The organism is Rufibacter sp. XAAS-G3-1, assembly GCF_013623775.1.
Taxonomy (GTDB): Bacteria; Bacteroidota; Bacteroidia; order Cytophagales; family Hymenobacteraceae; genus Nibribacter.
Window position 1 is genome coordinate 339,413 of sequence record NZ_JABFAM010000003.1, and the last position, 15,742, is coordinate 355,154.

General features: G+C 52.1%; 12 protein-coding genes, 1 tRNA gene and 1 pseudogene. 7 read left to right on the forward strand and 7 right to left on the reverse strand.

Annotation, left to right across the window (positions count from 1 at the left end; genetic code table 11):
• Positions 1-134 precede the first annotated feature (134 nt).
• From HHO50_RS02245 to HHO50_RS02275, 7 genes and pseudogenes are all read right to left on the reverse strand, one after another.
• Positions 135-857, reverse strand: a complete 723-nt coding sequence (locus HHO50_RS02245) for a phosphatase PAP2 family protein (RefSeq protein ID WP_181304378.1) — start codon at positions 855-857, stop codon at positions 135-137.
• A gap of 191 nt (positions 858-1,048) precedes the next feature.
• A complete protein-coding gene (locus tag HHO50_RS02250; protein ID WP_181304379.1) occupies positions 1,049-1,297 on the reverse strand; it encodes a DUF2442 domain-containing protein in 249 nt (82 codons plus the stop codon).
• A gap of 10 nt (positions 1,298-1,307) precedes the next feature.
• A pseudogene (locus tag HHO50_RS02255) lies at positions 1,308-1,568 on the reverse strand (DUF4160 domain-containing protein).
• A 125-nt stretch (positions 1,569-1,693) separates the two neighbouring features.
• Positions 1,694-2,146 carry a hypothetical protein gene (locus tag HHO50_RS02260; protein ID WP_181304380.1) on the reverse strand — a complete coding sequence of 151 codons (453 nt, stop codon included), beginning with the start codon at positions 2,144-2,146 and terminating at the stop codon, positions 1,694-1,696.
• A gap of 67 nt (positions 2,147-2,213) precedes the next feature.
• Entirely contained in the window at positions 2,214-2,999 is a 786-nt protein-coding gene (locus tag HHO50_RS02265) for a hypothetical protein (protein WP_181304381.1), read from the reverse strand.
• A 170-nt stretch (positions 3,000-3,169) separates the two neighbouring features.
• Positions 3,170-3,251, reverse strand: a tRNA-Leu gene (locus tag HHO50_RS02270).
• Between the two features lie 90 nt (positions 3,252-3,341).
• Positions 3,342-4,061, reverse strand: coding sequence for a phosphatase PAP2 family protein (locus tag HHO50_RS02275; protein ID WP_181304382.1), 720 nt, complete (start codon positions 4,059-4,061; stop codon positions 3,342-3,344).
• Between the two features lie 166 nt (positions 4,062-4,227).
• Here HHO50_RS02275 and HHO50_RS02280 point away from each other — a divergent pair, with 166 nt between their 5' ends.
• From HHO50_RS02280 to HHO50_RS02310, 7 genes are all read left to right on the forward strand, one after another.
• Positions 4,228-4,722 (forward strand): CinA family protein, encoded by a 495-nt coding sequence (locus HHO50_RS02280; RefSeq protein ID WP_181304383.1) that lies wholly within the window; start codon positions 4,228-4,230, stop codon positions 4,720-4,722.
• 616 nt (positions 4,723-5,338) lie between these two features.
• Positions 5,339-6,007, forward strand: coding sequence for a class I SAM-dependent methyltransferase (locus HHO50_RS02285; RefSeq protein WP_181304384.1), 669 nt, complete (start codon positions 5,339-5,341; stop codon positions 6,005-6,007).
• Between the two features lie 587 nt (positions 6,008-6,594).
• Positions 6,595-8,424 (forward strand): M61 family metallopeptidase, encoded by a 1,830-nt coding sequence (locus HHO50_RS02290; protein WP_181304385.1) that lies wholly within the window; start codon positions 6,595-6,597, stop codon positions 8,422-8,424.
• Between the two features lie 569 nt (positions 8,425-8,993).
• On the forward strand, positions 8,994-9,614 hold the full coding sequence (locus HHO50_RS02295) for a hypothetical protein (RefSeq protein WP_181304386.1): 621 nt from the start codon (positions 8,994-8,996) through the stop codon (positions 9,612-9,614).
• A 198-nt stretch (positions 9,615-9,812) separates the two neighbouring features.
• Entirely contained in the window at positions 9,813-11,285 is a 1,473-nt protein-coding gene (locus HHO50_RS02300; protein WP_181304387.1) for a sodium:solute symporter, read from the forward strand.
• A 316-nt stretch (positions 11,286-11,601) separates the two neighbouring features.
• On the forward strand, positions 11,602-13,068 hold the full coding sequence (locus HHO50_RS02305) for a sodium:solute symporter (RefSeq protein ID WP_181304388.1): 1,467 nt from the start codon (positions 11,602-11,604) through the stop codon (positions 13,066-13,068).
• A gap of 171 nt (positions 13,069-13,239) precedes the next feature.
• Positions 13,240-15,060 carry an ABC transporter ATP-binding protein gene (locus tag HHO50_RS02310; protein WP_181304389.1) on the forward strand — a complete coding sequence of 607 codons (1,821 nt, stop codon included), beginning with the start codon at positions 13,240-13,242 and terminating at the stop codon, positions 15,058-15,060.
• The last annotated feature ends 682 nt before the right edge of the window (positions 15,061-15,742 follow it).

A 15,742-nucleotide genomic window follows, 5' to 3' on the forward strand; every position in this document is an offset into this window, starting at 1 on the left:
AATCAGTTGGTAGGAATGACTGTTGCAGATGTAAATTTGCAATTTTATTTACAAAACCCACCAGAAAGACTTCTTTGGTGTGCGCTTGCTTTGTCAGGCGCTGTGTTTCTTGTTTATGGCCTCTGGTTCGGGCTTCAGCCCTCCACCTGCTTTTCCACCTTCCGGCCAAGCCGCTGCTGGAGTTTGTTCAGCAGATAAATAGCCATGATAAGCCAGAAAATACCCGCCGCCCACCCGGCCAGCACATCTGATGCGTAATGCACGTTCAGGTACACCCGGCTAAAGCCGATGAGGAATATCAAAATACCTATTAGAATTGAAATCAGCCATTTTAGCCAGACTTGCCGCACATTAGTCCAGACCAGGTATACCAGTAAACCCCAGAACGCTCCGCCAATCATGGCGTGGCCACTGGGGAAACTGTTGCCGTTCTGTTCTAAAAAAGCAGTCTCGGGCCGGGGCCGGCCGAAAAACAGCTTCATGCTTTGGTTAAAGAGCGTGGTAGTAGCGGCGATGGTGATGATCTTAAGAGAGTAAAACCGCCATTTCTTGAAAATCAGGAAAACGAACGCCAAACCCAGTGACCCGAAGATGAGAAAATTCTTAGACCCAAAAAACGTGACAAAGTACATGGCCTGGGTGGTCTCGGGTGTCGTGATTTCCCTGGCTAGGGCGAAGGCCGCCTGGTCTAAGTCTTTCTCCTGCTCTACAAACACCACCGTCGCCATCCAGAAAAACAGGAAGGCAGAGCCCACAAACACCAGCCACGCAATGACCATTTGCAGCGTGACCACCGCCAGGAAAGCACCCGCTTTCTTACTTGTCTGTTCTCCGTTCTCCTGCATAGGCTCCTGCATTGTTTCCCCGTTTGTACGCAAGAAGCCCCCCTGTAAGATACAAGCCACATTGAAGCTACAGGAAGGAAGCAGATTTAAGAAAGGTAATTGAACAGAAAACTATCCCCTCTCCCTGTTCCCTGAAAGAACCTCGGTGGTGAACGGTAAGGGCGTTTATGTACCGTTTTTCCAGTTTGCTTACATTAGCGAGGTTATGCCACGTGTTTCTTTTCTGCAGGCAATTCCCGTAAGAAGTTAGGGCAGATGTCATATCCGTTATGCCACTCAAGCCCGCCCCCTGACTCAATTGTTACCTTGCAGAAGTTATCAGCCTCAAGTAGTTCTTTGGTAAACCCTTGACCAATCAATGGCCTGATGTTTACAACCTTCTCATGTCCGTCGTTAAACTTCACCCAGATATGGTAATTGCTCAAGATCTCGAACTCGATTACTTCGCTCATGGCTGTCAGACTACTTTAACGGTTCAATTTTATCCAGTTTGGCAGGTATCTGGGCTTTCTCCCAGTTAGCGATCAATTCGTCTTTATGCAGAGAAGCCCATTCAAGGACTAAAGCATGTGCTCTGTTCGGCAAAGTCTAGGCTATTCTATCTAACGTTTTTATGTCGTACTCTGCTTTGCAACTTTCATACTCCGCATGGAAGTGGGGCGGGTTATGGTCGCTAAAATACATTTTTATAATTATCCCATAGAACCTGCTTAACTCTGGCATTTTTATTTAATGATACGAAAGAGTAGCTTTTTGATTTTCATAAGTTAGGATAATTTAAAGTAGGGCTGTCCTCCTACTGCATCACCTATTTTCAACCACGCGTACTGCCTCTTCCAAGAAACAAGTTAATACCTAAACGCCTTCACCGTCAGGTAAGAATCCAGGAGGTGCGTATCAAGGTCGTATTTATGGTTGTAAAGCGACAGTTCCAGGCTTTTACCCTTCATCTTACCAACAATAGTTGCAGTGCACAGGCAACGGCTATCTGAGAAATAATCATAGAGGCTGTCCTTGGCGGCCGTTACCTTTAGGTTTCTCCTGAGTTGCTTGCCGTTGGGCAAAATCATAGTCACGCTCAGCTTCTTCTTGTCTTGTCCGTTCCGGAAGATGGAAACAAACACATTTGCATAGGAAGTGTCTTTTCTGGCCCCAGACAGATTATAAGGCTCAAAGTTCTCTTCCGCCGACGCACTGTAGGAGCCCACATATCTGGCCGCATAATCTGGGTCTGCGTCCTCCCGGCAGGAAGACATAAGAAAGCAGAAGACAAGAAAAAGGGAGGACAGTATGTTTTTCATGTGTTTTGTAGAAATCAGCTTATAAACGCTGTAAAGCGTCAGCCTTCGTGCCAGCAAGCTCACCCTGTCACAGCATGGCGTACTCCAGCTTTTGCCAGAACCCGTCATAATGGATTTCGGTAGGCAAGCCCTCCGCATTGTATGTATACACAAGCGGGATAACTTCTTCCCGGGCACTCCCGCCCACACTATTATCAAAATTGGTAGTTCTTAGCTCTGTGGGGTTATTGGGGCTTAGATAAGAGATGAAGTTCCAACTTCCGGCATTGGTGAAACGCGTGGGGCTACTGTAAATGCCGATGGGGGAGCCTATCCCCTGCAAGGGATTGCGCTTGGTGTCATACGTTACCTCTATGAGATAAGACCTGAACCCAAGCTCACCGGTGTAAAGAGAGGTATAGTAGCCTTCCTGCCTGATCACATTGCCCGCGGCATCATAGGTGAGCAGCGTGGCCCCGCCGCCTTCGCCGTTCACCCTTGTGATACGCCCCTGGGCGTCATGCTCGAAAGTAGCAATGTCAGCGGGTCGGTCTGGGTTAAGCGGGAATCTTCTGGTGGCTCCTGTCAGTTTTCCGGCCGCGTCATAGGTGAAGGTTTCGCTCACCCCATCATCTGCGGCAGAGGTTAGGCGGCCGTTTTTATCATAGAAATGCCTGATTCGGTCAAAGTCCGTTAGAAGGCCTTTTCCGTTGTAGGCGAACGTATGGGTCATGAAAGGTTCGGCCCGGCTATCAAGATAGATGGTGGTTTTGGAGAGACGGAGCTGTGGTGGCAATCTCTCCTCTTCCTCCTCATTGCAGGAGAATACCAGTAGGGAAAGAAGCAGAAAAAGGAAGGGTAAAATGTTCTTCATGGACTAAGGACACCTGGGGTTAGCGCTTCTAAGTACGTCAAATTCTAAGACATTATCTTACGGCTGCATCGTTCTCTTCCTGCCTAATCCCAATTTTCAATCAGTTGACGCACACCAAAAGAAAAAGGCCTTATAACTGCTTACGTTACAAGGCCTCTTCTATTTTTATGTGCGCTGGGGGAGAGTCGAACTCCCACGCCCGAAAGCGCTGCCACCTGAAGACAGTGCGTCTACCAATTTCGCCACCAGCGCATCTAATGCCCCTTTGTTGCCTTAGGGAGCACAAAAATACTACTTTTTCTTTAACTGCAAACCCCCGCCACAAAATTGCAGAAAAAAATTTCAGGGTACGGGTGGCTCTTCCCCTTTCACCACGGGGTGTAGGTTGCGCTTAGAGAACTTCTCCATCTTGTTCAGCACAAAGAGCGCCAGAATCACCCAACCCAATCCGGCCGCCAGTCCGGCCACCACATCGGTGGCGTAGTGCACGTGCAGGTACACCCGGCTAAAGCCGATAAACAGAATGAGCAGAGAGAGCAGCGTAATCAGCAGAAAGCGCCAGGCGGGCTCTTTCACGTTCTTCCAGACCAGGTAAATAAGCAGTCCGTAAAAAGAGGCGCTAATCATGGCGTGCCCGCTGGGGAAACTCAAGCCGTAGGAATCTACCAGATGCGGCACCAGCGGCCGGGGCCGGTTGAACAGGTACTTCAAGATCAAGTTCAACGTGATGCTGCCCACCGCAATCACCGGCACTTTCAGCGAGTACCATTTGTGCTTCTTCACAAACAGGAAATACCCAATCAGCATGAGCCCGGCCCCTGAGATGAAGTTGCGCGAAGCCAGAAACGTGATGCCTTTGATGAACTCGGTGAGGGCGGGGGTGGCGCGGGCATCAGCCCAGGCGAACGCCCGGCTGTCAAACTTCAGTTCCCGGCCCGGCAACACCTCCTTGGCCAGCCAGAAAAACAACACCAGGCACAGAATAAACACCGACCAGGTGACCACCAACTCTACCGTAAACAAAGCGGTACCCGCCACAATTTTCCGCAGTCTTTTTCTCATAGTGTCTCTTCAGGGAGCCCGCCGTTTCAGGCATGTTTCCAGGAAACGGCTCTTAAACAACAAGATTCCTACAGTACGTAACGGGCAAGGCTGGTGTTGGGAAGGCCGCGCAGGGCAACCCTCCCCGCTAAAAACAGTATGATGCCCATAGGCCAAAACCAAACCCATGAAACCAGACGAACTGACCCAACTCATCCTGAAACTGAAGGACAAGAACCTCACCCTGGCTTTCGCCGAAAGCTGTACCGCCGGGAGCCTGGCCGCCGCCATGAGCGAAGCCACCGGCACCACAGACGTCTTTCTGGGCAGCATGGTCACGTACAGCGAGCTAGCCAAGACCAAAGTACTGGGCGTCAAAGCCGAAACCCTCAAACTATACACCGCCGAGAGCCAGCAAACCACCAACGAGATGGTGCAGGGCCTCCACAAGCTCCTGAAAGCCGACGTGTGCGTAGCCGTCACCGGACTCTTCGGCCAGGGTGCCTCAGAAACCGCCGAGAAACCCGTTGGCACCACCTTCGTGTCCATCCTCTTCAAAGAGAAAGTAGAGGAATACCGCGAAGTCTTCAAAGGCGATGCCCAGAAAATGCGCCAACAGACCGAGGATTTCATCTTCCACAAACTGAACGACACGGTAGACCGGCACTTCCAACATCAGTAATAAACTCAGAGGTTCGGCAAATGCGTTTCAACGGTTATTTTCCAAAAACAGCCTCAAAACGCAGGTCATCCCTCGCGCGCATCCCGCCGCTACACAGGTTATTACCTGCTGTTTCGCAATTCTGCCAATGTTCCCGGCGAGAGTCCGGAGACGGACGCGCTTCATCCTTTGTCACGAGTCCCGAGACGCGCGCCAGTTTTTTTTGTTGGCTCACCCTGTAATGCCGCTCGCTCCAAAAGACCTCGCAGCATCTGCGCCGATAGCTCGCCAATCAGGAGATTGGCTGTCCAGGGGTGCGTAGAGCGCTCGCGCTAACTCTACGCACAGCAAAGGTTCACCTATGAGGTCTTGAAAACCTCATAGGTTTCTTCGTTTTGGGCTCGTTTTCCGAAAAACAGCCCCAAAACGCGGGAGCCTGGCTCCTCTTCTACGGAGGGGAGCTAGGCTCTTGCGTAACATCAGGTACTAAGTGAACACCTTTATCAACAGAAGAATTCGGCCAGAGGCCGAGGGATCGGATCCCCCACGCGCGGGACGCGAGCGAGAGTCTTAGCGTTGGGCCCAATTAGAAGCGTTTTTGCCTTACTTTCGTAAAAACAGCCCCAAAACGACTTGCATGCCGCCACCTTCTGTCCCAGACTTCAACCTGATTGCCCCGGTCTATGATGCGCTGGCGCAACTGGTGTATGGGAAAGCCCAGAAAGAGGCGCAGGCGCATTTCCTTTCCTTGATCCCGACAGGTGCGCGGGTGCTGGTGCTGGGTGGGGGAAGCGGTTGGGTTCTGCCCGAACTCCTGCGCAAAAGTGCCCCGGCCTATGTGCTGTACCTGGAGCCCTCCACCAACATGCTGCAAAAAGCCAGAAACAGGTTTGCCCAAACATCGGCGCAAGCCGAGGTGGAATTCAGGTTGGGGACGGAGGCGAGCCTTCTGCCGCAGGAAACGTTTCACGTGGTGCTTACTCCTTTCGTGCTAGACCTGTTCACGCCCGAAGAAGCTCTTGACATGATGCAGCGGCTTTCCCTGGCTTTGCTTCCCAATGGACTCTGGCTGCACACCGATTTTCATACATCTTCGGCCCCGCCTTTCTGGCAAAAGCTCTTGCTGTGGGGCATGTACCGCTTCTTTGGGCTGGTCAGTCACATTTCGGCGGAACGCCTGCCGCCGTTTGAGGCTCTGTTTCAGAAAATAGGCCTTAAAACCCAGCAGGAGGCTTTCTTCTTCAAGAATTTCATACGTGCGCAGGTACTGCAGAAGCCTGTGATGCCACCTGCCAGAACTAAGTAGCTCCAATTTCGACTTAATCAACCTACCCCTCTTGGGAGGGGAATACGCGTTTGCAGGAGAAAGGAATGCGTTTGACCGGCAGGTGTAAACATCCCCCCTTCGCCCCCTTCAAAGGGGGAGTATCTGCTTTAGAGGGCAGAAGTGAAATGCGCCATTGCAGGAGAAAGGAATGCGCCTTTGAAGAACAAGACCTCACAGGTTTTCAAAACCTGTGAGGTCTATAAATGCCGCTTCTGCTCCTTTCCCCCGTTCCAGTCTTTCCCGAGCGCGCCTCGCTTTTGGCCATAGATAAACAGAAACTAAGAGCGAATATCTTCACAGGCCGAAAGGGCAGTGCGAGAGGGGAAGACGGGGCCCCGCGGCCGTGAGCGCATACCGCCAAAGATGAAACAATACAGCACCTGCACCCACGAAACAAACGGACAAGCCAAGGGAACAGCGTATTCCGTGCACCCGCCAATCTCTCCAAAGAAGCCGGTTCCAGGCAGAGGCTAAAGCACAGAAAGGAAACAAGAATGGTATAATTAAGCGCCGAGTGGTGGTTTTTGACTTTCGTGCGTAACTTGGGGGTTGAAACATCCCTCTCCATGAAGAAACTCTTCACTGCCTTCGCCCTGGCGGCGTTGGCACTCGCTACACCGGCCATGGCGCAACAGAGCGTCACCTACCAAGTCACCTTTGAAAACGCCGTACACCATGAGGCCTCCATCACCGCTATGTTCAAGGGCGTGACCACCCCGGTGCTGGAAGTCAGAATGGCGCGCTCCTCCCCCGGCCGGTACGCTTTGCATGAATTCGCCAAAAACGTGTACAACGTGCAGGTCACCGACGGACAGGGCCGCACCCTGGCCGTGAACCGGCCCAATCTGCACCAGTGGAACGTCTCGGGTCATGACGGAACGGTGACGGTGAAATACACTTTGTTCGCTGACCACCCAGATGGCACCTACGCCGGCGTCAACCTCAGCCACGCCCACTTAAACGCCCCGGCTACCTTTATGTACGCCAACGGCCTGGAGAAAGCACCCGTACAGGTCACGTTTACGCCTCCGGCCGGACAGAACTGGACGGCCGCCACCCAACTGAAGCGCGAAACCGCTCCACTCACCTTTTCGGCCCCAGACTTCCAGTACCTCATGGACAGCCCCACCGAGCTGGCGAACCTCCAGTGGCGCGAATGGACGGTGCAGGAAAAAGGACGTACCCAGAAGATAAGAATAGGCCTGCACCACAAGGGCACTGAGCAGCAACTGGACGAGTACACCCAGAGAGCGAAACGGATTGTGGCCGAAGCGCAGGCGGTGTTTGGCGAGCTTCCGGCGTTTGACTACGGCGAATACACGTTCATTGCCTGTTACCTGCCCGGCACGCCCGGCGATGGCATGGAGCACCGCAACTCTACCGTCATCACCAGTTCGCGTTCGCTGGAAACCGGCATGAACCCTAACCTGAGCACGTTGTCGCACGAGTTTTTCCATGCCTGGAACGTGGAGCGCATCCGCCCAAAGAGCCTGGAGCCTTTCAATTTCGCGGATGCCAACATGAGCGGGGAGCTGTGGCTGGCCGAAGGGTTCACCAGCTACTACGGTACTTTGCTGTTGGCCCGGGCCGGTGTCACCACCCCAGCCGATTACCTCCAGAATGCGGGTTATCCCATTATGGCAGTGGCGGTTTCACCGGGGAAAGCCTATTTCTCGCCGGTGGAGATGAGCCAGCAGGCCCCGTTTGTAGATGCCTCGCGCTCCGTAGACCCCACTAACCGCACCAACACCTACATTTCTTACTACACCTACGGCAACGCCATTGGCCTTGGCCTGGACTTCACCTTGCGCACCAAGTTCAAGAACCTGACCTTAGATGACTACATGCGTCTGCTCTGGCAGCGCCACGGCAAACCCGAGAAACCCTACACCCTGCCCGACCTGGAAAAAGCCCTGGCCGACTTGACCAAAGACCTTGGTTTTGCCCAGGATTTCTTTAAACGGCACATTTACGGGAAAGAGACCATGCCGTATGAGGCCCTGGCCCGGCAAATGGGTTTGGCTTTACAAACGTCCAAGGAGGCGGTGCTGGGTTGGGAAGGCCTTAGGTTCCAGAACGACCAAGCCACCATTGCCCAGGGCACCTTCTCCAACAGCCCGCTCTACAAAGCAGGCCTGGATCGTGACGATGTGCTGCTAACCTTGAACGGACAGAAACTGTCCAGCCAAAAAACGCTGGACAGCCTCTTAACCCAACACAAACCCGGCGACCAGGTGCAACTGGAGGTAATGCAACAGGGCACAAAGAAAACGGTTCCGCTTACCTTAGCCCAAGACCCCAAGTTAGAACTGGTGCCACTGGAGAAAGCAAACCAGACCGTACCCAAAGACGCAAAAGCCCGGCGAGAAGCCTGGTTGGGCAAGAAAAGCAAGTAGTAACAAGTTCCCGTCTGGGAGCCTCATTCTTTGTCATCCTGGAAGGATCTTGTTAGCAAACTGTAAGAGCTTGTTTAAATTTCATCTTTGCGCTACAAACGGCCATAAAAAGAACCTGCGTTCGCCTTTTTCTCGCCCCGTAGCGCTGCTACGCAGCTCCAAAAACGCTTCCGCAGAACCTTTCTCTGGCCGTTTTCGCCTGCAAACCTCAAATGTAAACAAGCTCTAATGTCGCTAAAGCCAACGTCTTTCTAGTTTACCCACAAGATCCTTCCAGGATGACAAAGAGGAGTGATAATGTTGCTTGAAGTTAAAATGATCCTTGGGAATAATGAAGAACTGGAATTAGAATCAGCAAAGACGCATCTTTTCACGTACTGCTTATTACTATCTACTGTTGAGCATCCACCCGTTTTAGGCCTTCTTTTCGGAAAACAAGGCCTAAAACGGATATTCATAAACTATTGGGGGAAGGAATTGCGTTACCTCATTAATAACCTTTATCTTAGTAGGGTAGCTGAAGAGCCAGGGCACATCCTCTTTTCAGCGATATTTTCTCCATATACAAGATGTCAAACAAACTTATTATACGCAGTTTCCTGGTTTTACTGGTGTGGGTGGCAGGCCTGCTACCGGGTCAGGCGCAGGAATTAACGGAAACTCCTACGCCCCTGGATTCGCTGAAAGCCTCGGCGCCGTTTGTTCCACGGGTGAGCTACGGGCTGAACGCGGGCGCGGCCTTCAGTAATTTCGGGTCGTTTTCTTATGTAGAGCCACGGGTGCAGTACCGGTTAACGCCGCGGGTACACGTGTTCAGCAGTTTGACCATGCTGCAGACCTGGGGAGGCCCTACCTTCAGAACCTCTACCGGCGAAGGAACCTCTACGGTAATGACCGGGGTTCCAGACCGCCAGTACCTGTTGCACGTGGGCGGCTCTTATGCCATGAGCGAGAAGCTTTTACTCAGCGGCAGCGTCTGGAAAGACCTGAACCCATCGGCCACCAACCGTTGGAACAACAATCCTTTCACCTACGGGCGCCTTCCAAGCCAGGGCTTCCAGTTTCAGGCCCAGTACCAGGTGGCCCCTAACGTTACGGTGTCAGGTGGCGTGCGGTACAGCAACGGTGCGAACTCCAACTACTACGGTGGCTACCCGGGTGCGGGCTTCAACTCTCCGTGGGGATTCTAGCCAACCGGCCCGCTTACTCCCATTCTCATGCTTCCTCCTATTTTCATAAAGAAGCCTTTCCAATTGGTGTTGGAAAGGCTTCTTTTTTAGACGCGGTGCTTCCTTTTCTTTCTATTCTTTCAAATACCCCATATTGATTTTTGGTTATATTTGCCCAGCACCTAAACCGAGAACCCTCAAAACCCTACGCTTCCGCTCATGTCATCAACGCTCATTCTGGGTATAATTGTAGCCTATTTCTGCATCCTGATTCTTATTTCGTTTCTAACCAGTAAAAAAGGCGAGTCTACGGACAGCTTCTTTCTGGCCAACCGATCCTCGCCCTGGTACGTGGTGGCCTTCGGGATGATTGGGACTTCCCTGTCTGGGGTAACGTTTATCTCAGTGCCGGGCATGGTGGAAAACGCGCAGTTCTCTTACCTGCAGCTCATTCTGGGCAACATGCTGGGCTACTTTGTGGTGGCCTTGGTGCTCATGCCCTTGTATTACCGGCTTAATCTGGTGTCCATCTACACGTACCTGGAGCAGCGGTTTGGCTATTGGTCTTATAAAACCGGCGCGGGTTTCTTCCTGCTTTCCAGAACGCTGGGGGCGGCTCTGCGGCTCTACCTGGTAACGGGCGTGCTGCAATTGGCCGTGTTCGACAACCTGGGCGTGCCATTTGAGGTGACGGTGGTCATCACCATCGGGTTGATCTGGGTGTACACGTTCAGGGGCGGCATGAAAACCATTATCTGGACAGATACCTTCCAGACGTTGGCCATGCTCATCTGCGTGGGCATTTCCATCATCACCATCTCGCAGGACCTGAACCTTTCCTTTAACGGCATGGTGAACACCATCAGCGAAAGCAGGTTCTCGCAGGTGTTTTTCTGGGACGTGAAAGACCCACGCTATTTCTTCAAGCAGTTCTTCTCCGGGTTTTTCATCGCCATTGTGATGGTGGGGCTAGACCAAGACATGATGCAGAAGAACCTGAGCTGCAAAAACCTGAAAGAGGCGCAAAAGAACATGTTCTCGTTCACGGTCATCATCCTGTTTGTGAACATCCTGTTCCTGAGTCTGGGAGCTCTCTTATACCTCTATGCCGAGGCCAAAGGCGTTACCCTGCCAACGAAAGGCGACGATGTGTTCCCGTTCCTGGCCCTCAACTACTTCTCGGCCTTCATGGCCATTGTCTTCATTTTGGGCATCACGGCCATCACCTACGCCTCCGCAGACTCGGCGTTGACCGCGTTGACTACTTCCTTCTGCGTAGACTTCCTCGATTTCAAAAACCGTCCCGAAACGGAGCGCATCCGGCTGAAGAACTGGGTGCACCTGGGCTTCTCGGTGATCATGGCTGTTGTCATCATCATCTTCAAGATTGTGAACGATGAAAGTGTGGTGCAGGCGGTGTTCAAGGTGGCGGGCTACACCTACGGGCCGTTGCTGGGGCTTTACTCCTTCGGGGTGTTCACCAACCGCCCCGTGCGCGACAACGTGGTTCCGTTGATCTGCGTGCTGGCCCCTATCCTTACCTACATCATCAGCCTCAACTCCGTGGATTGGTTCTGGGGGTACGAGTTCGGGTTTGAGGTCTTGATCCTGAACGGCTTCCTGACCTTTATGGGCTTGTACTCCGTCTCCAGAAAGAAAACTGAGTTTGTGGATGTGACGGAAAGCTATTAACAGAATCTCTCTTTTTTAGCCCCTTCGTTTTTAGCTCCGTTTTACAAAAACAGGCTAAAAACGAAGGGGCTTTCTTTTCTGGGCGGTTCCGGAAAAGGAACGGCTAGCAAAACAATCCCCTCGCTCGCCAGAGGCGAGCGAGGGGATTCCTTCTTTTCTAGGACTACCTTTTTTATAGCCTGTAGTCCGCCTCCAAAACCCTGTTTTCAGGCTGTTTTTCCAAAACTACGCCCAAAACAGCTTAATCGGTGTACTTTTGCAGAAGCAGTTTTCACCTGATGCACCAGTTCTTAATTCCTAATTCTTAATTTCCATAGTGTCTCCTCTTTTAATCCTCGGCATCATTGCCGGCTATTTTTGCCTGCTGTTGGCGGTTTCCCTGGTCACGAGCAAAAAGGGCGAATCTACCACGGCCTTTTTCCTGGCCAATAGAGATTCGCCGTGGTACGTGGTGGCGTTTGGCATGATTGGCACCACGCTTTCGGGCATTACGTTTGTGTCTATTCCGGGCATGGTGGAGAAGACGGGGTTCACGTATCTGCAGATGGTGCTGGGCTACGCGCTGGGCTATCTGGTGATTGGGCTGGTGCTGTTGCCGCTGTATTACCGTTTGCGGCTGGTTTCCATTTACACGTACCTGGAGCAGCGGTTCGGGTTCTGGTCTTACAAAACCGGAAGCGCTTTTTTCCTGCTTTCCCGCACCATGAGCGCGGCCTTGCGGCTCTACCTGGTGGCGGGCGTGTTGCAGTTGGCGGTGTTCGGGCCGTTGGGCATTCCGTTTGCGGGCACGGTGGGCATCACCATTGCTTTCATTTGGGTGTACACGTTCAGGGGCGGTATGAAAACCATTATCTGGACGGATACCATCCAGACGCTGGCCATGCTCTTGTGCCTAGGCATCTGCATTTGGGTGGTCTCTGAGGAACTGAATCTCTCGTTTACGGGCATGGTGGACACCATTAGCCAGAGCCGCTATGCGCAAATCTGGGAGTGGGACGCCAAAGCGCCTAACTTCCTGCTGAAGCAACTGTTGGCCGGTACCTTCATCACCATTGCCATGACCGGGCTAGACCAGGACATGATGCAGAAAAACCTGAGCTGCCGCAACCTGCCCGAGGCCCAGAAAAACATGTTCTGGTTTACGGTCATCCTGTTGGTGGTGAACCTGCTGTTCCTGTGTTTGGGTGCGCTGCTGTATATTTACGCCAGCCAGAAAGGCATTCTGCTTCCCGCCAAAGGCGATGATGTGTTTCCCGAGCTGGCCTTGCACCATTTTCCGGCCATAGCGGGCCTGGCGTTTATCCTGGGCATCACGGCCATCACCTACGCCTCCGCCGACTCGGCGCTCACCTCGCTTACCACCGCTTTCTGCGTCGATTTTCTGGACTTCGGGCATCGGCCAGAGGCCGAACGCATCCGCTACAAGAATTGGGTGCACCTGGGTTTTTCTGCGCTGCTGATGGTGGTGATCCTGTTGTTCAGGCTGTACAATGATGAAAGCATTATTGCTACGCTCTTCACGCTGGTGGGCTACACGTATGGCCCGCTGCTGGGTTTGTACAGCTTTGGGTTACTGACCAAAAAAACGGTGAGAGACAGGGCGGTACCGCTGATTGGGGTGCTGTCGCCGGTGCTCACGTATGTCATCAGCGCTAACTCCCAGGAGTGGTTCTGGGGCTATCAGTTTGGGTTTGAGGTGCTGCTACTGAACGGGCTGCTCATGTTTCTGGGGCTCTGGCTGGTGGCTGGCCGGAAAACCGAGGATGCTCACTTATCCGTTTAGGAAGTCAGGCAGAATACCTACCTTTGCGGGTTGCTTTCTCTGAATAGACGGGTTTGTTCCGGTTTTAGCCCTATTTTTCTGAAACCGGGCCTAAAACGGCGAAGCCCTTCGTAGAAAGCTTTTTGGGGCTGCTTACCGGTGGCCCAACCTATACCTAACAGTAAGCAGTACATGGCAAAACGAGGATTCGGGCTGGGAGCGGCAGCCGAACTTGACACCGAAGGCAAACCCAGGCTGAACAAAGAAAGTCTGCGCCGCGGTCTTCAGATATTCAGATTTCTTCTTCCCTACAAAACCAAGTTCTACATAGGCCTGGGCTTTCTGCTGTTCTCCAGCCTAACGTTCATGGCTTTCCCGGCCGTGACAGGCATGTTGCTGGACGCGGCCGTAGGTAAACCTACAGCTATTGGCCAAAACATTAACCGCATTGCGCTTCTGCTATTTGCCGTGATTGCGTTGCAGGGTATTTTCTCTTTCTTCAGGGTGTATTTCTTTGCACAGGTTAGTGAAAGGGCGATTGCCGATGTCAGGAGCAGCCTGTACACCCAGTTCATGGGGCTGCCACTTACCTTTTTTGAGCAGCGCCGCGTGGGCGAAATCACCAGCCGCATCACCTCAGACGTGAGCTACATCCAAGACGGTTTCTCTATCACGTTGGCCGAGTTGTTCCGCCAGGTGACTACCTTGCTGGTGGGCATCGGGTTTATCATGTTCATCTCGGTGAAGCTTTCGCTGTTTATGCTGGCCACGTTTCCGGTACTGGTCGTTTTAGCCATGGTTTTCGGGAAACGGCTCAAAAAGCTGTCGCGCAAAACCCAGGACGAACTGGCGGTGACCAACGTGATTGTGGAGGAAACCTTGCAGGCCATTCAGGTAGTGAAGGCGTTCACGAACGAGCTGTTTGAGATTAACCGCTACAAACAAGCGCTGAGCCGGTCGGTGAAGACGGCCATTACCACCTCTTTCTACAGAGGCGCTTTTATCTCGTTTGTCATCATCGGGCTGTTTGGCGGCATCATTCTGGTGATTTGGTACGGGGCCACTCTGATGCAGTCCGGGGAACTCACTCTTGGCGACCTCACCTCCTTTATCTTATACACCACCTTCATTGGGGCTTCGGTGGCCGGATTAGGCGATTTGTACGCCAAGATTCAGGTATCTGTTGGGGCCTCTGACCGCATTCTGGAGATTTTAGACCAACCCGTAGAACAAACCGATTTGGGGCATCCGGGTTCTGCCCCGGTGCGCTTCAACGGAAATGTGCGCTATGAGCACGTGGGTTTCTCCTACCCTACCCGCCCCGATTTGCCAGTGTTGCAGAACATCCATTTTGACATCAAAGCCGGTGAGAAGATTGCCCTGGTAGGTTCCAGCGGGGCCGGAAAATCGACGATTGCGCAGTTGCTCATGAAGTTCTACAGAATTGACCAGGGTGCGATCTACGTAGACGGCCAGAACATCAATCATCTCCACTTGCATGATCTGCGCGGAAACCTGGGCATTGTACCGCAGGAAGTGCTGCTCTTCGGGGGCACTATCAGGGAAAACATCGCCTACGGCAAACCAGACGCCACCGATGAAGAAGTGCACCTGGCGGCCCAGAAAGCCAACGCCCTGCAGTTCATTCAATCTTTCCCCGAGGCCTTTGGCACGGTGGTAGGCGAACGCGGCATCAAGCTTTCGGGAGGCCAACGCCAGCGCATTGCCATTGCCCGCGCCATTCTCAAAGACCCGGCCATCCTGATTCTGGATGAAGCCACCAGCTCCCTGGACTCTGAGTCTGAGATGCTGGTGCAGGAAGCCATGGACGAGTTGATGAAGAACCGCACCACCATCATCATTGCCCACCGGCTGGCTACCATCAGAAAAGTGGATAAGATTCTGGTCATAGACAAAGGCCAGATTGTAGAGCAAGGCTCGCATGACGAGTTAGCCCATAACCCCGCAGGTATTTATGCCAACCTGCTACGGCTGCAGTTTGATGTGCGGTAATACGTACTAACACATACCTTCTGCAAAGACTCCTATCTGTTGCTGGTTAAAGGTAGAAAGTCTATCCTTTTAGCCGGAGACGGATAGGAGCCTTTGTATATGCAGAAAAGGGAGACTACTCTAACCTGGAACAATCTTTCTCATATACGTTTTACAACAAATTATACCAGAACACTTTCCCTCATCTGCTTCTATCATCCCTTCTATTCCTCTTTAGCTAATTTCTCTGAGATTCTGCTTCTATTTAACTGTAACTTTAACTGAATTTAACCGTTTAAAGGGCATTACCGCCCATGAAATCTAACTGAAACAGAAAGGAGAAACCATCCTTTGCTACAAATTGGCTTGGTAAACTGAACACCAAACCATTCAGGCAACTTCATAAAACCTTCTACCTCTTAGGCTTACGCACGGAAAAACAAGCTTTCACATCTACACTGTTCTAAGGATAGGCAGCCCAATGTAAACTGAGACGTGTGAGTTCTCTGCTTATAAAACTTCACCTTTTGCAACCGGTTAATTTGTTACGCTATACATTTTATAGGTCACCTGAAAGCAGCCCAGAACACCCACAATAAGTTGCTTACACAAAACACTTAACCACCATCAACTTTATTTGATAAGGAGTCAAGACTATCAAAGGAATAAAAGACCCAGCCTTGTTTTCAAGAAAGCCAACACC